The organism is Simplicispira lacusdiani (assembly GCF_003604195.1).
Lineage (GTDB): Bacteria > Pseudomonadota > Gammaproteobacteria > Burkholderiales > Burkholderiaceae_C > Simplicispira > Simplicispira lacusdiani.
In genome coordinates, this window is sequence record NZ_QXGR01000007.1 from 1 (window position 1) to 19,717 (window position 19,717).

General features: G+C 69.3%; 16 protein-coding genes. 9 read left to right on the forward strand and 7 right to left on the reverse strand.

The window, feature by feature from the left end:
• Positions 1-160: 160 nt before the first annotated feature.
• From D8S75_RS11110 to polA, 3 genes are all read right to left on the reverse strand, one after another.
• Entirely contained in the window at positions 161-466 is a 306-nt protein-coding gene (locus tag D8S75_RS11110) for an AzlD domain-containing protein (protein WP_119966417.1), read from the reverse strand.
• A complete protein-coding gene (locus D8S75_RS11115; RefSeq protein ID WP_119966418.1) occupies positions 463-1,197 on the reverse strand; it encodes an AzlC family ABC transporter permease in 735 nt (244 codons plus the stop codon). Before D8S75_RS11115 ends, D8S75_RS11110 begins: the two co-directional genes overlap by 4 nt.
• A gap of 250 nt (positions 1,198-1,447) precedes the next feature.
• Entirely contained in the window at positions 1,448-4,240 is a 2,793-nt protein-coding gene (gene polA, locus D8S75_RS11120; protein ID WP_119966419.1) for a DNA polymerase I, read from the reverse strand.
• Between the two features lie 142 nt (positions 4,241-4,382).
• Between polA and D8S75_RS11125 the strand changes: the two genes are divergently transcribed.
• From D8S75_RS11125 to D8S75_RS11150, 6 genes are all read left to right on the forward strand, one after another.
• On the forward strand, positions 4,383-4,802 hold the full coding sequence (locus D8S75_RS11125; RefSeq protein WP_119966420.1) for a hypothetical protein: 420 nt from the start codon (positions 4,383-4,385) through the stop codon (positions 4,800-4,802).
• A gap of 100 nt (positions 4,803-4,902) precedes the next feature.
• Entirely contained in the window at positions 4,903-6,111 is a 1,209-nt protein-coding gene (locus D8S75_RS11130) for a serine hydrolase domain-containing protein (RefSeq protein WP_232829020.1), read from the forward strand.
• Positions 6,112-6,170: 59 nt separating this feature from the next.
• On the forward strand, positions 6,171-6,524 hold the full coding sequence (locus D8S75_RS11135; protein ID WP_119966594.1) for a hypothetical protein: 354 nt from the start codon (positions 6,171-6,173) through the stop codon (positions 6,522-6,524).
• Between the two features lie 67 nt (positions 6,525-6,591).
• Positions 6,592-7,542, forward strand: a complete 951-nt coding sequence (locus D8S75_RS11140; protein WP_119966421.1) for a homoserine kinase — start codon at positions 6,592-6,594, stop codon at positions 7,540-7,542.
• A 1-nt stretch (position 7,543) separates the two neighbouring features.
• Entirely contained in the window at positions 7,544-8,398 is an 855-nt protein-coding gene (locus tag D8S75_RS11145; protein ID WP_119966422.1) for a BPSS1780 family membrane protein, read from the forward strand.
• Between the two features lie 10 nt (positions 8,399-8,408).
• Positions 8,409-9,200, forward strand: coding sequence for a FecR family protein (locus tag D8S75_RS11150; RefSeq protein ID WP_232829021.1), 792 nt, complete (start codon positions 8,409-8,411; stop codon positions 9,198-9,200).
• A 91-nt stretch (positions 9,201-9,291) separates the two neighbouring features.
• Here D8S75_RS11150 and D8S75_RS11155 read toward each other — a convergent pair whose 3' ends face one another.
• Positions 9,292-11,499 carry a PhoX family protein gene (locus D8S75_RS11155; RefSeq protein WP_119966423.1) on the reverse strand — a complete coding sequence of 736 codons (2,208 nt, stop codon included), beginning with the start codon at positions 11,497-11,499 and terminating at the stop codon, positions 9,292-9,294.
• A gap of 275 nt (positions 11,500-11,774) precedes the next feature.
• Here D8S75_RS11155 and D8S75_RS11160 point away from each other — a divergent pair, with 275 nt between their 5' ends.
• Positions 11,775-13,532 carry a DUF3592 domain-containing protein gene (locus D8S75_RS11160; protein WP_119966424.1) on the forward strand — a complete coding sequence of 586 codons (1,758 nt, stop codon included), beginning with the start codon at positions 11,775-11,777 and terminating at the stop codon, positions 13,530-13,532.
• Positions 13,533-13,557: 25 nt separating this feature from the next.
• On the opposite strand, the gene D8S75_RS11165 is transcribed toward D8S75_RS11160, so the two are convergent.
• The 3 genes from D8S75_RS11165 to D8S75_RS11175 are packed head-to-tail and all read right to left on the reverse strand — an operon-like array spanning position 13,558 to position 17,637.
• Complete coding sequence (locus tag D8S75_RS11165; RefSeq protein WP_119966425.1) at positions 13,558-15,933, reverse strand: UvrD-helicase domain-containing protein; 2,376 nt, start codon at positions 15,931-15,933, stop codon at positions 13,558-13,560.
• A 44-nt stretch (positions 15,934-15,977) separates the two neighbouring features.
• Positions 15,978-16,808 carry an OmpA/MotB family protein gene (locus tag D8S75_RS11170; RefSeq protein ID WP_198673190.1) on the reverse strand — a complete coding sequence of 277 codons (831 nt, stop codon included), beginning with the start codon at positions 16,806-16,808 and terminating at the stop codon, positions 15,978-15,980.
• A 1-nt stretch (position 16,809) separates the two neighbouring features.
• On the reverse strand, positions 16,810-17,637 hold the full coding sequence (locus D8S75_RS11175; protein WP_119966426.1) for a motility protein A: 828 nt from the start codon (positions 17,635-17,637) through the stop codon (positions 16,810-16,812).
• Here D8S75_RS11175 and D8S75_RS11180 point away from each other — a divergent pair.
• Together D8S75_RS11180 and D8S75_RS11185 are read left to right on the forward strand one after the other, a co-directional pair.
• Positions 17,636-18,454: a hypothetical protein gene (locus D8S75_RS11180; RefSeq protein WP_306419023.1), complete on the forward strand. Its 819-nt coding sequence runs from the start codon at positions 17,636-17,638 to the stop codon at positions 18,452-18,454. The two genes, D8S75_RS11175 and D8S75_RS11180, sit on opposite strands and share 2 nt — an antisense overlap.
• A 206-nt stretch (positions 18,455-18,660) precedes the next feature.
• Positions 18,661-19,638: a GMP reductase gene (locus D8S75_RS11185; RefSeq protein ID WP_119966427.1), complete on the forward strand. Its 978-nt coding sequence runs from the start codon at positions 18,661-18,663 to the stop codon at positions 19,636-19,638.
• The last annotated feature ends 79 nt before the right edge of the window (positions 19,639-19,717 follow it).

Consider the following 19,717-nt stretch of genomic DNA (forward strand, 5'->3'; position numbering starts at 1 on the left):
CTGGAAGTCTCCGTACCAAGCATTCCAGCAGTTCATGCAGGCCATTGCGCAGCGCCAGGGCGCTACCATTCACTGATTCTCAATGGTGGTGTTGCACTTCAGATTTGAGACCGCCATGTCTGCAGCGTGTCAAGGCGGCGCCAAGACACAAGCTCACCTCTCACCCCCACCACCGCACCGCCGCCGACGCCACCGCCCCCAGCACCACCACCAGCAAGAACGGCAGACGCAACCACAGCGCCAGCGCCGCCGCAGCCAGCGCCGCCAGGCGGGCATCGAGCACCAGCGCCGTGCCCGAGGCCACGGTGTTCATCACCGTGAGCGAGGCCAGCAGTGCCACCGTCATGGCGCCGGCCACGCGGGTCATGCGCGGGTTTTGCAGCCAGCGGGCGGGGATGGCGTAGCCCGCCAGCTTGGTGAGGTACGTGGCCGCGCAGGCCAGCAGAATGTAGCCCCAGAGCGTCATGCCGCACCTCCTTCGCGGGCGGGCGGCGTGGCCGCGTCGGCGTCGGGGTCGCGGCCCCACCAGCCCCAGGCGGCACCGAGCACGGCCGCCAGCAAGATGGGCAGGCCCGGCGGTACGAACGGCACTGCCAGGGCCGTGGCCACGCCGCAGACCACGGCCAGCGCCACAGGTTCGCGCTGCTGCAGGCGCGGCCACAGCAGGCCCAGGAAGGCGGCCACGGCCGCGCCGTCCAGGCCCCAGCGGCGCGGGTCGCCCAGGGCGTCGCCGAGCACGGCGCCGAGCAGGGTGAACAGGTTCCAGAGCACGAACACGCCCACGCCGGCGGTCCAGAAGCCGCGTTGCTGCTCGTCGGGCGTCTGCTGGCCCGAGGCCGTGGCGGCCGATTCGTCGATGGTGAGCTGCGCCGCCACGGGCTTGCGCCAGCCGCGCGGCGCGAGCATGCGGTTCATCTGCATGCCGTAGACGGCGTTGCGCACGCCCAGCAGCGCCGCCGCGCCCAGCGCGGCCGAGCCCGCGCCGCCGCCCGCGATGACGCCGATGAAGGCGAACTGCGAGCCGCCGGTGAACATGAGCAGGCTCAGCGCCATGGCCTGGCCCACGGTGAGGCCGGCCGCCACGGCGAGCGCGCCGAAGGAGATGCCGTAGAGCCCGGTGGCGACGGCAATCGACAGGCCCATGCGGATGGCGGGGGTCCAGGTGGCGGGGTGGAGGGTGGGCGGAGAGGGGTCCATGGATTTCAAATTTGATAGCTAGCAGCGCTTTCTGCATAAGCTTTGGAAGCTGAAAACACCTAAAATTCTTAGGGTGGCCAGCGAATGATGGGATGTCGGGCGACCCGACAAGGCTGCGTCCCAGGGCCCGGCATGGGGGCTTGGTCATGCCGCGCCTGGTGGTCCGGAATGGGGTCAGAGCCCGCGTTTCGCTGCGCGAAATCGTGATCTGACCCCATGCCTGCGCCGTGTCGGTTCCGGCGCTGGGGCTTCAATGCGCCTTGTCCCAGTTCGGGCCCACGCCCACCTCGGCCAGCAGGGGCACCTTGAGGTCGGCCACGCCGGCCATCAGGCGCGGGATGTGGCCGCGCAGCCATTCCACCTCGGCCTCGGGCAGCTCGAACACCAGTTCGTCGTGCACCTGCATGATCATCTTGATGGCGGGCTTCTCGGCGTCCAGCACCTGCTGCACCTTCACCATGGCCAGCTTGATGAGGTCGGCCGCCGTGCCCTGCATGGGGGCGTTGATGGCGGCGCGCTCGGCGCCAGCGCGGCGCGGGCCGCTGGCGGCGATTTCGGGCAGGTACAGGCGGCGGCCAAACACCGTTTCCACATAGCCCATGGACCGGGCAGCGGCCTTGGTTTCGTCCATGTACTGCTTCACGCCGGGGTAGCGCTGGAAGTAGCGGTCGATATAGGCGGCGGCGGCCTTGGTCTCGATGCCGAGGTTCTTGGCCAGGCCGAAGCTGCTCATGCCGTAGATGAGGCCGAAGTTGATGACCTTGGCGTAGCGGCGCTGCTCGCTGGTTACCTGGTCCAACGCCACGCCAAACACCTCGGCGGCGGTGGCGCGGTGCACGTCCAGCCCGGCGTGGAAGGCGTGCAAGAGCGCGTGGTCGCCACTGATGTGGGCCATGATGCGCAGTTCGATCTGGCTGTAGTCGGCGCTGGCGATCACGCAGCCCGGCGGCGCCACGAAGGCCTCGCGCACGCGCCGGCCCTCGGCCGTGCGGATAGGGATGTTCTGCAGGTTCGGGTCGTTGCTCGACAGCCGCCCGGTCACGGCCACGGCCTGCGCGTAGTGCGTGTGCACGCGGCCGGTGCGCGGCAGCGCCAGTTGCGCGAGCTTGTCGGTGTAGGTGCCCTTGAGCTTGACCAGGCTGCGGTGCTCCAGCAGCTTGGCGGGCAGGGGGTAGTCCTCGGCGAGCTTTTCCAGCACCTCCTCGTCGGTGCTGCGCGCGCCGGTGGCGGTTTTCTTCACCACGGGCATGCCCAGCTTGTCGAAGAAGATTTCGCCCAGCTGCTTGGGGCTGCTGAGGTTGAAGGGCTGGCCGGCGATTTCATACGCCTCGGTTTCCAGCTGCAGGATGCGCTGGCCCAGCTCGTGGCTTTGCGCGGCCAGCGTGGGTGCGTCGATCAGCACGCCGTTGCGCTCGATGCGGTAGAGCGCCTCGCTGCTGGCGATCTCCAGCTCGTAGATGAAGCGCAGCTTTTCGTCGGCCTGCAAGAGCGGCCACAGGGCCAGGTGCACGTCCAGCGTCTGGTCCGAGTCTTCGCACGAATAGGCGGCCGCCTTGTCCACCGGCACCTGGGCGAACGGGATCTGGTGCGCGCCCTTGCCGCACAGGTCTTCGTAGCTGATGCCGGTGCGGCCCGTGTGGCGCTCGGCCAGGCTGGCCAGGCCGTGGGGCTTGTGCACTTCGAGCACGTAGCTTTGCAGCATGGTGTCGTGCACATAGCCCTGCACCTCGATGCCGTGGTTGGCGAACACATGGCGGTCGTACTTCACGTGCTGGCCCAGCTTGTGGTGGCGACCGTCCTCCAGCCAGGGCTTGAGGCGCGCCAGCACTTCGCCCAGCGGCAGTTGCGCGGGCGCGTCGGGCCCGGCATGGGCCAGCGGAATGTAGGCGGCCTCGCCGGGCTGCACGCTGAAAGATATGCCCACGATCTCGGCGCGCATTTCGTCGAGCGAGGTGGTTTCGGTGTCCAGCGCCACCAGCTCAGCCTTCATCAGGCGCTGCAACCAGTGGTCGAAATCGGTCCAGTTGAGGATGGTGTCGTACACCACCGCGCGGTGCTGCGCGGCCTCGGCCACGGGGCTGGCGGAATGGTCCGCAAACAGGTCGCCGCTCTCGCCCGGCATGGCGACCACGGGCGCGGGTGCAGCGGTCGGCGCATCACCGCCCAGCGTGCGCGCCAGGCCCTTGAAGCCGTAGGTGTCGCAAAAGGCCTTGAGCGGTTCGACCTGGGGCTGGCCGATGCGGATGGCCTCCAGCGCGGGCATGCCGGGCACCCAGCCGTCCAGGTCGCAGTCGGTCTTGATGGTGAGCAGTTGGCGGCTGGTGGGCAGCCAGTCGATCGCCTTGCGCAGGTTCTCGCCCACGGCCCCCTTCACCTGGTCGGCCTGCGCCACCAATGCATCCACCGAGCCGTATTCCTGCAGCAGTTTCACGGCGGTCTTGGGCCCCACCTTGTGCACGCCGGGCACGTTGTCCACGGTGTCGCCCACCAGCATCTGGTAGTCCAGCATCAGGCGGGCGGGCACGCCGAACTCGGCCTCCACCCCGGCCAGGTCGCGCACCTTGCCGCTCATGGTGTCGATGATGGAGATGTGCTCGTTGACCAGTTGGGCCAGGTCCTTGTCGCCACTGGAGATGACCACGTCGATGCCCTGGCGCGCGGCCGCCACGGCCAGGGTGCCGATCACGTCGTCGGCCTCCACGCCGGGCACGTCGAGCACCGGCCAGCCCATGAGGCGCACCACTTCGTGGATGGGCGCGATCTGGCTGCGCAGATCGTCGGGCATGGGGCTGCGCTGCGCCTTGTATTCGGGATAGAGCGCATCGCGGAACGTGGGGCCCTTGGCGTCGAACACGCAGGCCGCGTAGGTGCAGGGGTAGTCCTTGAGGAGCTTCTGCACCATGTTGATCATGATGCGGATGGCGCCGGTCTTTTGCACCGTGCCGTCGGGCAAGGTGGTGCTCATGGTTTCGCCGCCAGCGAAGAAGGCGCGGTAGAGGTAGCTGGAGCCGTCCACCAGCAGCAGGGTCTTTTTGTCGCTCATGCGGGCGATTGTCACAGGAAGCCGCCAGCGCCGGGCGCCCGCGCGCCCCGGCCGGGGCGCTGCATCTGAAAACCGGCAAAATACCCGCCATCCAGGCCCTGCGCCCTGCCGCGCGGCGGCCTGCCACACGAAAGGTCATCCCATGAAAAAACTGCTCGCCCTGCTGATCGGCACGGTGTCCACGCTGGCGATCGCGGCGGCGCCGGAATTCAAGAACGTGCCCGCGCCGCTGCAAAAATCCCTGTCGCACCACGGGCTCAAGACGGCGCAGCTGGACAACGGCGTGCTGCGGCTGCAGATGGACAAGCCCGAGGTCTCCGAGCTGGTGTACACCACCTTCATCTACCACGGCATTTGCGCCGAGCAGTGGCGCAGCCCGGAGCGCTTCACCGGCGTGAACCTGGCGCGGGTGGAGCTGCTCAACACCAACGCCACCCAGGGCTACGCGTTCGACGCGCGCGGCGATGTCTGCGTGCAGATGGGGCAGATGGGCAAGAACTACCGCACCTTCATCAACCAGTACACGGTGAAGTGCGAAGGCGGCACCTGCCCCCGCCCCTGACGCACGGCCCGGTTACGTCAGCCGGGGAAACCCGCTGCCCTGGCCCGGGGGGCTTGGTGTTCAATCCTTGTTGGCTTTTCACCGCCCGAGGAGTGCACCGTTGAAACCCCTGAAGAAAATCGCGCTGGGCATGCTGCTGGCCCTCGCGGCCACGGCCACCGCCGGCTGGTTCAGCCTGGACAAGGAAACGCGCGGCCTGCTCAAGACCGTGCCCACCAACCGCGACCTGCTGTTCTGGAGCGTGCCGCAGCGCGACGCGGCCTTCCGCGCGCTCGACCGCATTCCACTGCTGGCCAAGTGGCGCGTGGTGCAGCCCAGCAGCACGCCGCGCAGCCTGCCCCCCGGTTCGCCGCTGGCCTTGCCGCTGGACCTGGACGCCTACATGGCGGGCCAGCGCAGCAGCGCCATTCTCATCGTGCAGGGCGGCAAGCTGCGCGTGGAGCGCTACGGCCTCGATTACGGCCCGGACGGCCGCTGGACGAGCTTTTCCGTGGCCAAGTCCTTTACCTCCACCCTGGTGGGCGCCGCGCTCAAAGACGGCCACATCAAGAGCATGGACGACAAGGTGAGCGACTACATCACCAGCATGAAGGGCTCGGCCTACGACGATGTGAGCATCCGCCAGCTGCTCACCATGACCTCGGGCGTGCGCTGGAACGAGGACTACGGCGACCCGAACTCCGACGTCGCCAAGTTCAACAACCACCCGCCCGAAGCCGGCGTGCCCTCCATCGTCAGCTACCTGCGCCAGTTGCCGCGCCAGGCCCCGGCGGGCGAGCGCTGGCTCTACAGCACGGGCGAGACCAACCTGGTGGGCATCCTCGTGAGCGAGGCCACGAAACGTCCGCTGGCGCAGTACCTGGAAGAAAAGATCTGGAAGCCCGCCGGCATGGAGCAGCAGGCCACCTGGATTCTGAGCAAGACGGGCCAGGAGATCAGCGGCTGCTGCATCCAGGCGGCGGCGCGCGACTACGCGCGCATGGGGCAGTTCATCCTGGAAGGCGCCAAGGTGCAGGGCCAGGGCATCCTGCCCGAGGGCTGGCTGCAGGACGCCACCACCAAGCGTGCCGACATCGGCAAGCCCGGGCGCGGCTACGGCTACCAGTGGTGGACCTACGACGACGGCAGCTTCGCCGCGCGCGGCATCTTCGGCCAGGGCATCTTCATCGACCCCAAGCGCCAGCTGGTGATCGCCTCCAACGCCAACTGGGCCGGGGGCGCCAGCTCGCCCAAGGAGAGCGAGGCGCGCGAAGCCTTCTACAAGGCGGTGCAGCAGGCCGTGGACGCCGAGGCCGCCCCATCCAGGTGAACCGCGCCGTGGCGGGCGCCCGGGCGGCCTCGCCACCCCGCGCCGCCTACAATCGCGCCATGCGCGCCGTTCACTCCCTCCTGCTGCTGGCCCTGGCCAGCACCCCCGCCCTCGCCCAGAATTCAAACCAAAATGCCTCGCAAGGCGCGCCAGACGGGCGTGAGCAGCTATCAAGAAGCGAGCAAAAACCCGACCGCCTGAACCAGCGCACCGAGCGCATCCGCGTCGAGGACGGCGGCAGCCGCGTGGACGAGCTGCGCGTGGGCGGCCAAACGCAGAGCATCACCGTGCAGCCCAAGGTGGGCAACCTGCCCGAATACGAGCTGCAGCCCTCCGACGGCGTGCGCAACCGCGCGCGCAACGGCGCCGAGTCCACCACGGGCGCCCGTGTCTGGAACGTGATGAAGTTCTGACCCGCCCCGGCGGGCGCCACGCCCGCCCTTGCCTCCTCCGACCCCCCGTTTTTTTCCGCTCCGACCGATGGCCGTATTCACTGAAGTCTCTGACACCGAGGCGCGCGCATTGCTGCGCCGCCTGCAACTGGGCGAACTGCACGCGCTGCGCGGCATCGAGGGCGGCATCGAGAACACCAACTACTTCGTCACCTGCGACGAGGGCGAGTTCGTGCTCACGCTGTTCGAGCGCCTCACGGCCGAGCAGCTGCCCTTCTACCTGTACCTGATGAAGCACCTGGCGCACAAGGGCATCCCCGTGCCCGACCCGCGCGCCGACAAGGCCGGCGACATCCTGCACACCGTCTGCGGCAAACCCGCCGCCGTGGTCAACCGCCTGGCGGGCCGCAGCCAGCTGGCCCCCGAGGCCGCGCACTGCGCCGCCGTGGGCGGCATGCTGGCGCGCATGCACCTGGCCGGGCGCGACTACGAGCGCCAGCAGCCCAACCTGCGCGGCCTGCCGTGGTGGAACGAAACCGTGCCCGTGGTGCTGCCGCACATCGGGCAGGAAGAGGCCGCGCTGCTGCGCGCCGAGCTGGCCTACCAGAACCACGTCGCCGCGTCGGCCGCCTATGCCGCCCTGCCGCGCGGCCCGGTGCACGCCGACCTTTTCCGCGACAACGTGATGTTCGAGGGCGAGCGGCTCACCGGCTTCTTCGACTTCTACTTCGCCGGCGTGGACACCTTCCTGTTCGACCTGGCCGTGTGCCTGAACGACTGGTGCGTGGACCTGCCCACGGGTGCGCACGACGCCGCGCGCGCCGCCGCCATGCTGGACGCCTACCAGGCCGTGCGCCCCCTCACCGCCGCCGAGCGCGAGCTGCTGCCCGCCATGGCGCGCGCGGGCGCGCTGCGCTTCTGGATCTCGCGGCTGTGGGATTTCCACCTGCCGCGCGAGGCCTCCATGCTCACGCCGCACGACCCCACGCACTTCGAGCGCGTTCTGCGCCAGCGCGTGGAGCACCCTGTTCACGCCTGACATGAAACTGCACATCGTTCCCGCGCGCACCGGCATCGACTGGGTCAAGAGCGGCGTCCTCGTCTTCCGCCGCCAGCCCATGGCCATGGCGGCGCTGTTCTTCATGGCCATGGCGGCCATGTCGCTGGCCTCGGTCGTGCCGCTCATCGGGCCGGTGCTGGCGCTGGCGCTGCTGCCCTCGGTCACGCTGGCCATGATGGTGGCCTCGGCCGAGGCCCTGCAGGGCCGGGCGCCCACGCCCGCCGTGCTGCTGGTGGCCTTCCGCACCGGGCGCGAGCGGCTGCGCCACATGCTGCAGCTCGGCGCGCTCTACGCTGCCGGCTTCCTGGCCACCATCGCCCTCTCGGCGCTGTTCGACGGCGGCCAGTTCGCCCAGGTCTACCTGGGCACCGTGCCGCTGAGCGAGGAGGTGGTGGCCGACGGCGACTTCCAGCTCGCCATGTGGGTCGCCATGGGGCTGTACCTGCCGCTGTCGCTGCTGTTCTGGCATGCGCCGGGGCTGGTGCACTGGCACGGCGTGCCGCCGGTCAAGAGCCTGTTCTTCAGCCTCGTGGCCTGCGTGCGCAACATCGGCGCCTTCATGGTCTACGGCCTGGGCTGGCTGGCGGTGTTCGCGCTGGGCGGCCTGGCCGTGAGCCTGCTGTCGGGCCTGCTGGCCGCCGTGGGCTTGCTCAATCCGGGCAACGCAACCGCCACCATGGGTGGCATCATGGTGGGATTGGCGATGGTGATGGCGAGCATGTTCTTCAGCTCCATCGTCTTCACCTTCCGCGACTGCTTCGATCCCCCGGAGCGGCGCGAGGAAAGGCCCGCCGATGACACAGCCACCGTCCCCCCCGCCGCCAGCGACGACTGACGGACCTCCCTTGCTTCAGCGCCGCCGCCTGGCGCAGGCCGCCGCCCTGTGGACGGCCACGGGCGGCTGGCGGGCCACCCGGGCGCAGGACGCGCCGCCGGGCCGCGTGGTCGAATTGCGCGGCGAGGTGCGGCGCAACGGCGCGCGCCTCACCGCCCAGGACCGCATCGCCGTGGGCGACCGCGTGGAAACCGGCCCGGGCGCCAGCGCCGTGTTCACCGTGGGCGACAGCGCCTACCTGGTGCGCGAGAACACCCGCCTTTCGCTGGAAGGCGACAGCCCCGTGGCCGTGCGGCTGCTGCGCCTGCTCTCGGGCGCGGTGGCCAGCGTGTGGAACCGGGGCACCGACCGCCAGGTCGTCACGCCCACGCTGACGGCGGGCATCCGGGGCACGGGCGTGTATGCCGAGGTGTTCCCGGCGCAGGACTTCCGCAGCTACTTCTGCAACTGCTACGGCACGGTGGACATCGCGGCGGGCGCGGACAAGGTGGTCAGCGAATCGAGCTACCACCAGTCCTTCTGGGCCGAGGCCACGGCGCGCAACGGGCGCACCCTGTTCCCGGCCGAGGCCATCAACCACACCGACGAAGAGATGGAAATGCTCGCGGCGCTGCTGCGGCAGCGCACGGCCTGGCAGATCAGCGGCGTGAGGGGCCCCAAGGACGGGCGCGGCCGGCAATACGGCCCCTACCGCTACCGCCCGGAACAGGCGCCGCCCGCACCGGCGGCACCGGCACCAGCGCCCCCCCCGCGCGCGGCCCCCGCCCCTGCGGCCCACGAGCCGCACTACAGCCCCAACTGACAACGCCCCCACGGGCCGGGAGGCCTGCAGGGGCGTTGAAGGGGGCCTGCGCCACCCCTGCCCATGGCAGGCGCGGCGCGGGTGGAATCGTTCAGCTACCGATGCGGCCGCCGTCGTTCTTGGTGATGACGATGGTGGCCGAGCGCGGACGCTTGCCCGCGCCGTAGCCGGCGTTGGCGGGCCACTGGCTCTGGTACTTGGTGGGGTCGGCCACGTCGGCCATCTTGGTCGATTCGCCGGGGTGCTGGATGTTCACGAAGATGGTCTTGCCGTCGGGCGTCTCGGCCAGGCCGGTGATCTCGCAGCCCTTGGGGCCGACCAGGAAGCGCTTGAGCGTGTCGGGCGTGGCGGCCTTGCCGACATGGGTGGCCACGTCGAGCTTGCTGCCGTCGGCCTTGGTGTAGCTCAGCGTCTTCTTGCCGCCGTCGCCCACGCTGCCGGGCAGGGCGGCGAGCATCATGCAGTTGGAGACATCGGTGAAGGCGCCGTCGTCGGTCTGGATCCAGCAGATGCCGGTGGCCTTGCTGAACACCAGGCCGTCGGGGCTGGAGAAGTCCTGATCGGCCGTCAGCGCCGAGATGTTCACCATGCCCTTGTCCGCGTTGGCCTCGGCGCCGAACAGGTACACGTCCCAGGTGAACGCCTGGCCCGCGCCTTCCTTCATGCGCACCAGGTGGCCGTTGGGGTTGCCGTTCTGCTTGGAGGTGCCCTTCATGTCGGTGTAGGCGCGCGGGTTGGCGGCGTCGGGCAGGTACTGGCCGCTGGCGGGGTCGATGCTGCGGTTGCTGTTGTTGGTGAGCGTGAAGTAGATCTCGCCGTTGGCGGGGTTCACGGCGTTCCACTCGGGGCGGTCCATCTTGGTGGCGCCCACGGCGTCGGCGGCCAGGCGCGTGTTGATGGCGATGTCGCCCGCGTCGCTGAACTTGTAGGCCGCATAGCTGGCGATGGCGGCGTTGGCCATGGACAGCTCCACCCAGGCGCCCGTGCCGTCGGCGTTGAACTTGGCGACGTAGAGCGTGCCGCTGTCGAGGTACTTGTCGCCCACGGCCAGGCGGTCGGCGGCGTTGGCATCCTGCGCGTTCCATGGCGCGGTGGAGACGAACTTGTAGATGTATTCGCCGCGCGAGTCGTCACCCATGTAGACGGTGAGCGGCTTGCCCGCTTCCACCTTGCCGAAGGCCGCGCTCTCGTGGGCGAAGCGGCCCAGGGCGGTGCGCTTCTTGGCCGCGCGGGTCTTGTCGTAGGCGTCGATCTCGACGATGTAGCCCTGGCCGTTCATCTCGTTGCGGTAGTCGTCGCTGCCGTCGGCGGACGCGCCGGTCTTGCTGTTGTTCCAGCGCGCGTACTGGTCGGCCGTGCCGCCGCTCTCCCAGCCGTGGCGCGAGGCGGCGCCCTGGTTGCGGCCGTAGCGCTTGAGCGCGGCCACGCTCTTGTCGTTGCCGCGCGCGGCGTCGTCGGCGGCGCCGCGCGTGAAGTAGCCGAACCAGTTTTCCTCGCCCGTCAGGAAGGTGCCCCAGGGCGTCTTGCCGGTGCCGCAGTTGTTCAGCGTGCCGCGCGTCATGGTGCCGGTGGGCGAGTATTTGGTGACCATCTGCGCATGGCCGCGCGCCGGGCCGGCGATCTCGATCGGGCTGAGCGGCGTGAGGCGGAAGTTCATCGCCGAGCCGGGCACGTAGCCCCACTTGCCGGCCGTCCGGGTCACCTCGATCACGGCGATGCCGTGCAAGGCCACTTCCTTGTCCACTTCCGAGGCCGGGCGGGGCAGCGTGGAGGTGCCGCCGTCGGCGTGGATGAAGAAGGACGAGAGCTTCTCGTCGGTGGTGGCCTCGTGGTTGATGGCCAGCAGGCCGCGATCGGTGGCGCTGTCGCTGCGCTTGCCGTCGGCGCCCAGGCCGAACCATTCCATGCCGTCGTGGTGGTCGCCGCCGCGCTTGTCGAAGTCGGTGTCGGTGCCGTCGTTCTTGTAGGCGGCCGTGCCCGCGATGATGGGGTCGCCCAGCGCATAGAGCACGCTGGCGGTGTAGCCCGCGGGCACGCTCACCATGTCGGCCAGGCTCTTGGGCACGGCGGCGAAGCCCAGCAGTTTCTCGGCCGGTACCACCGGGTCGTCGCTGCCGCCGCAGGCGCTCACGCCAAAACCGGCCAGCATGGCCGTGCCCACGGTGCCCACGCCGCCGCGCAGCAGGCCCCGGCGCGAGAGGCGTGCGCCCAGCACCGCATCAAAGGTGGGGTTGGCGGAGGTGTTGGAGTTCTCGTCGTTGAAGTCGATGGCCTGCGTGGGCTCGCCGCGATGGGTCATGGGGTTCCTCGGTGGGGTTGGGGTTGCAAACTCCACGAGCGTAGAAAGCCCCCATGACGGCGGCATGAAGGATGCGTGACGGCCCCATGACAGCCCCATCCAGCGGCCCTAAATGCTATTGTTTTGATAGCTTTTAGCGCTTTACCTGATTGCCTCCGAGGCCTATTTCACACCAAATCCGGCCGTCCCCCGCCCAGGGCGGCGCGGCGCCAAAGCCACAGCCGTTTGGCGCGGCGCCCCGGGGCAGACAGAATGGGCGCATCCACGCACCGCCCATGTCCCCACGCAAGCCCTTGCGCAAGGCCCCTTCCGCCAAGACCAGCCGCTGGCTGGTCGCCCTGTTCGCCCTGCCCTTCGCGGCGGTGGGCATCGGCATGCTGCTGCTGAGCGTGCTGCCCACGCTGCACGACTGGACGCGCATGCAGTCCTGGCAGCCGGTGGAGGCCACGCTGCTGTCCGCCCGGTTGAACGTGCACACGGGCAAGTCGCGCAGCTACAGCGTGTCGGCCCATTACCGCTTCCAGGTGGCGGGCCGCGAGGTGGAGGGCCGGCGCGTGGCCATCTCGGAAGGCTCGGACAACATCGGCGACTTCCAGCAGCGCCTGGGCGCGCGGCTGGAGCGGGCCCAGGCCCGGGGCGAGACGGTGCGCGCCTGGGCCGACCCCGCCAACCCGTCCGACGCGGTGATCGACCGCAGCCTGCGCGGCGGGCTGCTGGCCTTCAAGATGGTGTTCGTGCTGCTGTTCGGCGGCTTTGGCGTGGGCCTGCTGGTGTTCGCCTGGCGCAACCCGGCGGACACGCCCGCCCCCGGCGACGAAGGGCCGAGCCCCTGGCTGGCGCGGCGCGAATGGGCGGGCAACCAGATCCGCTCCAGCAAGCGGCTGGAGGTGATGGTGGCCTGGGGCTTCGCCACCGTCTGGAACCTGATCGCCCTGCCCATGGCCGCCGCCAGCCTGCCGCGGCTGTGGCGCCAGGAGAACTGGCCCGCCGCCGCCGCGCTGGCCACCTTCGTGGCCGTGGGCCTGGGCCTGCTCGCCTGGGCCGTGCGCGCCACGCGCGACGCGCGCCGCTTTGGCGACCTGCGCCTGGTGCTGGACCCCTTCCCCGGCGCCATCGGCGGCGACTTTGGCGCCACGCTGGACCTGCCCACCGTGCCCTGGCAGGGCGGCCAGCAGTACCTGGTCACCCTGCGCTGCATCCAGCACTATCGCACCCGCTCGGCGGGCGAGAACAGCACCGAGGCGCGCGAGCAAACCATATGGCAGGCCGAAGGCATGGCCCAGGTGGAGCCGCACGCCGGCGGCAGCCGGCTGCGCTTTCGCTTTGCCGTACCGGGCGATCTGCCCGCCTCCGAGGCCCCGGCGAACGACTATCACGCCTGGCGCCTGCGGGTGGAAAGCACCGGCTCGGACCTCGGCCTGGACCGCATCTTTGACGTGCCGGTGTACGCCACCGGCGCCAGCGCCCACCACCTCATTCCCGACGCTGCCCAGCACCCGGCCCTGCAGCCCCTGCGCGAAGCGCAGATCGACGAAATCAGCGACCTGGAGGCCATCGCGGGCGGGGTGCGGCTCTACCAGCCCTATGCCCGGGGGTGGCGCACGCACCTGCCGCTGGCACTGATGGGCGGCGCCTTCGCGGGCATCGGGCTGTTTGCCGGCGCCAAGGGCGCGCCCCTGCTCTTCCCCATCGTCTTCGGCACCCTGGGCGGTGCGCTGCTGCTCTATGCCCTGTTTTGCCTCACCAACAGCCTGCGCGTGGAACTGGGCACGCGCGGCCTGCGCACCGAGCGCCGCATTCTGGGCCTGATGCTGCGCTGGCGCCAGGTGCCCCCGCAGGACATCGCCCGCCTGCGCCTGAAAGAGAGCTACACCACCCAGGCAGGCACCCGAAGCACCACGTATTACCGCGTGCAGGTGGAACTGCGCAACGGCCAGGCCATCACCGTGGCCGACAGCCTGCGCGGGCGCGAGACGGCCGAACACCTGCTGCGCACGCTGACAGAGCGCACGGGATACAGCGGCGGCCAATGATCTTATGGGACGCGAATCCTGCGGCTCACTCCACCACCGTCAGCTTGGCCACCGACAGCGCCAGCCACTTGGTGCCGTGGCGCGGGAAGTTGACCTGCGCGCGCGCGTCATCGCCCTGGCCTTCGAGCGCCAGTACCTTGCCTTCGCCGAACTTGGTGTGGAACACCGCCAGGCCCACGCGCAGGCCGTGCGCGGGCGCGGCCTTCTGGGGCGGCACGGGCGGGCTGGCGAAGGTTTCGGATTTGAAGCCAAATGGGCTTCTAACGCCCTTCTGGTAAGCGCCACCAGCTCCTGAATCAGGAGCAAAAGAGCCAAACCCCTGCTGCCGGGGCGTGATCCACTTGAGGGCGCTTTCGGGCAGCTCGTCGAAGAAACGGCTGCGCAGGTTGTAGCGCGTCTGGCCGTGCAGCATGCGCGTCTGCGAGTGGCTCAGGTACAGGCGCTTGCGCGCGCGGGTGATGGCCACGTACATCAGGCGGCGCTCCTCCTCCAGGCCGCCCGGGTCGCTCATGGCGTTCTCGTGCGGGAACAGGCCCTCCTCGATGCCGCCAATGAACACGGCGTCGAATTCCAGGCCCTTGGAGGCGTGCACGGTCATGAGCTGCACGGCGTCCTGGCCGGCCTCGGCCTGGTTGTCGCCGGCTTCGAGCGCGGCGTGGGTCAGGAAGGCGGCCAGGGGCGAGAGGGTTTCGCCGGTGTCGGCATCCAGGACGCCGGGCGCGGCGGCCGGGGCCATCGGCGCGTCGGGGTCCAGGCCCTGGCTGGCGGGGCTTTGCGTGAGGGGGCTGCCGTGCTCGTCCAGCGGCAGGGCCACCGCGTCGCGGCCGAAGCCCTCCTGCGTGACGAAGCTCTCGGCGGCGTTGACCAGTTCCTCCAGGTTCTCGATGCGGTCCTGGCCCTCCTTCTCGGTGCGGAAATGCTCGACCAGGCCGCTCGCTTCGAGCATCTGCTCGATGATGCCGCGCAGGTTCTTCCCCTGCGTCTGCTCGCGCAGCACATCGACCATGGCCACGAAGGCACCCAGGTTGGCGCCCGCCTTGCCGGGCACGGCGCTCACCGCGTCGTGCAGCGAGCAGCCCGCCGAACGCGCGGCGTCCTGCAACACCTCGATGCTGCGCGCGCCGATGCCGCGCGGCGGGAAGTTGACCACGCGGGTGAAGCTGGTGTCGTCGTGCGGATTCTCCAGCAGGCGCAGGTAGGCCAGCGCATGCTTGATTTCGGCGCGCTCGAAGAAGCGCAGGCCGCCGTATACGCGGTAGGGCACGGCGGCGTTGAACAGCGCGGTTTCGATCACGCGGCTTTGCGCGTTGCTGCGGTAGAGCACGGCGATCTCGTGGCGCGCGAAGCCGTCGTTCTTCACCAGTTGCCGGATCTCGTCCACCATCCACTGCGCCTCGGCGAAGTCGCTCGGGGCCTCGACCACGCGCACCGGCTCGCCCGCGCCCTGCGTGGTGCGCAGGTTCTTGCCCAGGCGGCGGCTGTTGTGGCTGATGAGGTGGTTGGCCGAGTCGAGGATGTTGCTGTAGCTGCGGTAGTTCTGCTCCAGCTTGATCTGCTGCTGCACGTCGAACTCGCGCACGAAGTCCTGCATGTTGCCCACGCGCGCGCCCCGGAAGGCGTAGATGCTCTGGTCGTCGTCGCCCACGGCGATCACGCTGCCATGCGCCTCGTAGCGGCCGTTCACCTCGTCCCCCGCGAGCTGCTTGAGCCACAGGTACTGCAGGCGGTTGGTGTCCTGGAACTCGTCCACCAGGATGTGCGCGAAGCGCCGCTGGTAGTGCGCGCGGATCGGATCGTTGTCGCGCAGCAGTTCGTAGCTGCGCAGCATCAGTTCGCCGAAATCGACCACGCCCTCGCGCTGGCACTGGTCTTCGTAGAGCTGGTAGATCTCGACCTTCTTGCGCGCATCCTGGTCATGCGCCTGCACGTCGCGCGGGCGCAGGCCCTCTTCCTTGCAACCTGCGATGAAATACTGCAATTGCTTGGGCGGAAAGCGCTCGTCGTCCACGTTGTGCTGCTTGCACAGGCGCTTGATGGCCGAAAGCTGGTCCTGCGTGTCCAGGATCTGGAAGGTCTGCGCCAGGCCCGCGGCCTTGTGGTGCGCGCGCAGCAGGCGGTTGCACAGGCCGTGGAAGGTGCCGATCCACATGCCGCGCACGTTCACCGGCAGCATGCTAGAGAGCCGCGCCACCATTTCCTTGGCGGCCTTGTTGGTGAAGGTGACGGCCAGGATGCCGCCGGGCGTGGCCTGGCCGGTCGAGAGCAGCCAGGCGATGCGCGTGGTGAGCACGCGTGTCTTGCCCGAACCGGCGCCGGCCAGGATGAGCGCATGGCCGGCGGGCAGGGTGACGGCAGCGAGCTGCTCGGGGTTGAGCGATTGGAGCAAGGGGGATTCGGACATGGGACGATTGTAGGAAGCCCGGCCCCTGCGGCGCGCGAGGCGCCCTACTTCGGCGCTTCCAGGATCACTTCCACGTGCCGGTTCTGCGCCCGGCCCTGCGGCGTGTCGTTGGATGCCAGGGGCCGGGTGTCGGCGAAACCCGTGGCGCGCATGCGGGCCGGGTCGATGCCCTGGCCCTGCAGGTAGCGCACGACGCTGGCCGCGCGGCCGGTGGACAGCTCCCAGTTGGAGGGAAAGCGCTCGGTCTGGATGGGCACGTTGTCGGTATGCCCTTCCACGACGATGCGGTGCCGCGCCGCGCTGCCGAGCACCGGCACCAGCCGCCCCAGGACCGCCAGCCCCGTGCCGCTGAGGCGTGCGTCGCCCGAGGCGAAGAGGATTTCGTTGCTGATGCGGAAGCTCACGCTGCCCTGGTTCACGATGACCTCGATGTTCTTGTCCAGACGGTCGAGCGGCAGCCCGGCGAGCGGGTCCTCCTCGGGCTGGGCCGGCGGCGGCGTGACCGGGGGCGCGACCGGAGGCACGATGCTGGCGTGCTCGGGATGCTCCCCCACCGCCACGACCGGCGATGGCGATTGCTCCGGCAGCCCCCGCGTGCCGGGGCCGGCGAACGAGAGCATCACCACCATCATCACCAGGATGAGCGTGACCATGTCCAGGTAGGTGAGCAGCCAGCCTTCCTCTTCGGCGACGGGGGTGGGGGCCAGGTGCCAGCGGGCAAAACGCCCCGTGGCGGCGCCCAGGCGGTTCGCGGCCCGGGAGCGGCCACCACGGGCGGACAGGGCCGCCAGGCGTGCCAGCGCGTGGATGGCGTCGGGGCTGTCGGGCATGGCGTCTTGCGGCGCCGGGACCGGGACCGGGGCCGGCTCCTGCATCTCAGCCCTCCTTGCCAGGTCGTGGCGGCAGCGCCTTGGCTTTGGCGGCGGGCTTGCGCCCATCGAAGATTTCGTCGTCGAACTGCACGATGAACGACTTGAGCGTCTCGCGCATCAGCGCCGGGCTGCGCCGCTCGCACATCATCGAAATGCCCTGCAGCACCATGTTCATCAGCACCACGCGCTGCTCGGTGCGGCGCTCCAGCTTGACGGCCACGGGCTTGAACAGCAGGTTGGCCAGCAGGATGCCGTAGAACGTGGTCATGAGCGCCACCGCCAGTTGCTGGCCGATGATCTGCATGTTGCCGCCGCCCAGCACGCCCATCAGGTTGATCAGGCCCACCAGCGTGCCGATCATGCCGAACGCGGGCGCGAAGCTGGCCATCACGCGAAAGAGCTGCGCCTCGGCCGCCTCGCGGGCGCGCAGCTGCAGGATGCGCCACTGCAACAGGTCCAGGATGTCTTCCTCGGGGGTCTGGTCGATCACCAGTTGCACGCCGGTGCGCAGAAAGGGGTTGGTCACGCTCTCCAGCGCCTTTTCCACGGCATGCAGGTCGTCGTTGATCCACAGCTTGGAGATGCGGACGAGTTCGTCGATGTCGTTCTTGATGTAGGTGCGCTCGTTGCGCAGCACCGTGGCGATCAGGCCGAAGACGCGCAGCACCTCCTTGAGGGGGTAGCTCAGGAAAGTGGCGGCCAGCGTGCCGCCGAGCACGATGCCCAGGCTTGGCCAGTCCACATACAGGCGCGGGTCTTCCGCCGCAAAGAAAACCACGATGCCCAGCAGAAGGAAGCTGGCCACGATACCGATCAGCGTGGACGGGTTCATGTGGGTACTCCTGCCGCCCATTGTGCCGCAGGCCCCTGTGCTCAAGGGGTTTGCGCCACACGCGGCGGCGGCCGGCGCGGGCCTGTGGGAACATGGCCGCCACAACGCCGCAATGCCCACCGATCACGCCATGAACTCCTTCACCCATGCCCTCGCCCCCGTGCTCATGCTCTGCGCTTCGCAGGCCCTGGCGCAGACCGGCTGCGCCAGCGGGGGGGCGCGCGCCCCGCTGGCGCTGTTCGAGCGCTTCACCAGCGCCGACTGCGAGGCCTGCTGGCGGGACGCCGCCACGCCCGCGCCCGGCGCCGGCGCCCTGGTGCTCGACTGGATCGTGCCGGGCCGCCAGGAGGACGAGGCCCCGCTGTCGGCCGCCGCCACGCGCGATGCGCTGGCGCGCCTGCAGGCACTGGGCCGCACCGCACCCGCCGCCACCGATGTGCACACTGCCCCGGTGGAGCACGCGCGCGGCCTGCGCCTGCGCGTGGGGCAAGGGCCCGCCGTCAACGACTACCTGGGCACCACCGCCACGTTCACGGCAGCGCGAGGCGGCACGGACTGGAGCTTCCATCTGCTGCTGGTGGAACACATTCCTGCAGGCACGGAGGGCACGCCGGTGGCCCGCAATGTGGTCAGAAACATGCTCCAAGGCATATGGGATAAGCGCCAGGCGCTATTGTTAAGGGAGCACATGCGCTGGACGGAGCTGCGCCCCATGCGCATCCCCGAGGGCGCCCAGCCCGAGCGCCTGCACACCGTGGGCTGGGTGCAGGACCCGCAGGGCCGCGTGGTGGCGGCCGCGCAATCCTTATGCCGGTGATACGGCCTCCGTTATGCCGGCCGGCGCGGCGGCGGGTAGAATCAAGCACCGGGCCCAAGTTTCTTGCAGCCCGGTTTTTTGTGCCCGCGCACAGCGGGGTCCGGAGCGGCCACCACGCCAGCCCCCACGAAGCCGGTTTTCAAGCCAAGCGCCCATCGCGCCGGACATCCTTCCGCCGCGACCCTTTCACAGGAGCTTGGAATCCCATGGAAATCTTCGACTACGACAACATCCTTTTGCTGCCGCGCAAGTGCCGCGTGGAGAGCCGCTCGGAGTGCGACGCCAGCGTCGAGCTGGGCGGGCGCAGCTTCCGCATCCCCGTGGTGCCCGCCAACATGAAGACGGTGGTGGACGAAAAGATCTGCGTCTGGATGGCGCAGAACGGCTATTTCTACGTCATGCACCGCTTCGACCTGGACAACCTCCAGTTCGTCAAGGACATGCATGCCAAGGGCTGTTACGCCTCGATCTCGCTGGGCGTGAAGCAACCCGACTACGACACCGTGGACAAGCTGGTGGCCGAGGGCCTGTGCCCCGAGTACATCACCATCGACATCGCCCACGGCCATGCCGACACCGTGAAGGCCATGATCGGCTACCTGAAGGACAAGCTCCCGCAGGCCTTCGTGATCGCTGGCAACGTGGCCACGCCCGAGGCCGTGATCGACCTGGAGAACTGGGGCGCCGACGCCACCAAGGTGGGCGTGGGCCCGGGCAAGGTGTGCATCACCAAGCTCAAGACGGGTTTTGGCACCGGCGGCTGGCAGCTCTCGGCCCTGAAGTGGTGCGCGCGCGTGGCCACCAAGCCCATCATCGCCGACGGTGGCATCCGCAGCCACGGCGACATCGCCAAGAGCATCCGCTTCGGCGCCACCATGGTGATGATCGGTTCGCTGTTCGCCGGCCACGAGGAATCGCCCGGCAAGACCGTGGAGGTGGACGGTGAGCTGTTCAAGGAGTACTACGGCTCGGCCAGCGACTTCAACAAGGGCGAGTACAAGCACGTCGAGGGCAAGCGCATCCTCGAACCCATCAAGGGCAAGCTGGCCGAGACGCTGATCGAGATGGAGCAGGACGTGCAAAGCTCCATCAGCTATGCCGGCGGCAAGAAGCTGATGGACATCCGCAAGGTCAACTACGTGATCCTGGGCGGCGACAACGCGGGCGAACACCTGCTGATGTAGCGGCTCTTGCGGCCGCAGAGGCCATGCGCCACGCCATGGCGCGTGTCACTGGCGCTACCAAAACCAGCGGCCACCGCGC

Excerpts from the sequence above, each read along its gene's own strand:
- D8S75_RS11135 (WP_119966594.1), top strand. The coding sequence starts at position 6,171 with ATGCGCGCCGTTCACTCCCTCCTGCTGCTGGCCCTGGCCAGCACCCCC.
- D8S75_RS11180 (WP_306419023.1), top strand. The coding sequence starts at position 17,636 with ATGTGGGTACTCCTGCCGCCCATTGTGCCGCAGGCCCCTGTGCTCAAG.
- D8S75_RS11175 (WP_119966426.1), bottom strand. The coding sequence starts at position 17,637 with ATGAACCCGTCCACGCTGATCGGTATCGTGGCCAGCTTCCTTCTGCTG.
- D8S75_RS11140 (WP_119966421.1), top strand. The coding sequence starts at position 6,592 with ATGGCCGTATTCACTGAAGTCTCTGACACCGAGGCGCGCGCATTGCTG.
- D8S75_RS11165 (WP_119966425.1), bottom strand. The coding sequence starts at position 15,933 with ATGTCCGAATCCCCCTTGCTCCAATCGCTCAACCCCGAGCAGCTCGCT.
- D8S75_RS11110 (WP_119966417.1), bottom strand. The coding sequence starts at position 466 with ATGACGCTCTGGGGCTACATTCTGCTGGCCTGCGCGGCCACGTACCTC.
- D8S75_RS11115 (WP_119966418.1), bottom strand. The coding sequence starts at position 1,197 with ATGGACCCCTCTCCGCCCACCCTCCACCCCGCCACCTGGACCCCCGCC.
- D8S75_RS11160 (WP_119966424.1), top strand. The coding sequence starts at position 11,775 with ATGTCCCCACGCAAGCCCTTGCGCAAGGCCCCTTCCGCCAAGACCAGC.
- D8S75_RS11125 (WP_119966420.1), top strand. The coding sequence starts at position 4,383 with ATGAAAAAACTGCTCGCCCTGCTGATCGGCACGGTGTCCACGCTGGCG.
- D8S75_RS11185 (WP_119966427.1), top strand. The coding sequence starts at position 18,661 with ATGGAAATCTTCGACTACGACAACATCCTTTTGCTGCCGCGCAAGTGC.
- D8S75_RS11145 (WP_119966422.1), top strand. The coding sequence starts at position 7,544 with ATGAAACTGCACATCGTTCCCGCGCGCACCGGCATCGACTGGGTCAAG.
- D8S75_RS11155 (WP_119966423.1), bottom strand. The coding sequence starts at position 11,499 with ATGACCCATCGCGGCGAGCCCACGCAGGCCATCGACTTCAACGACGAG.
- polA (WP_119966419.1), bottom strand. The coding sequence starts at position 4,240 with ATGAGCGACAAAAAGACCCTGCTGCTGGTGGACGGCTCCAGCTACCTC.
- D8S75_RS11170 (WP_198673190.1), bottom strand. The coding sequence starts at position 16,808 with ATGCAGGAGCCGGCCCCGGTCCCGGTCCCGGCGCCGCAAGACGCCATG.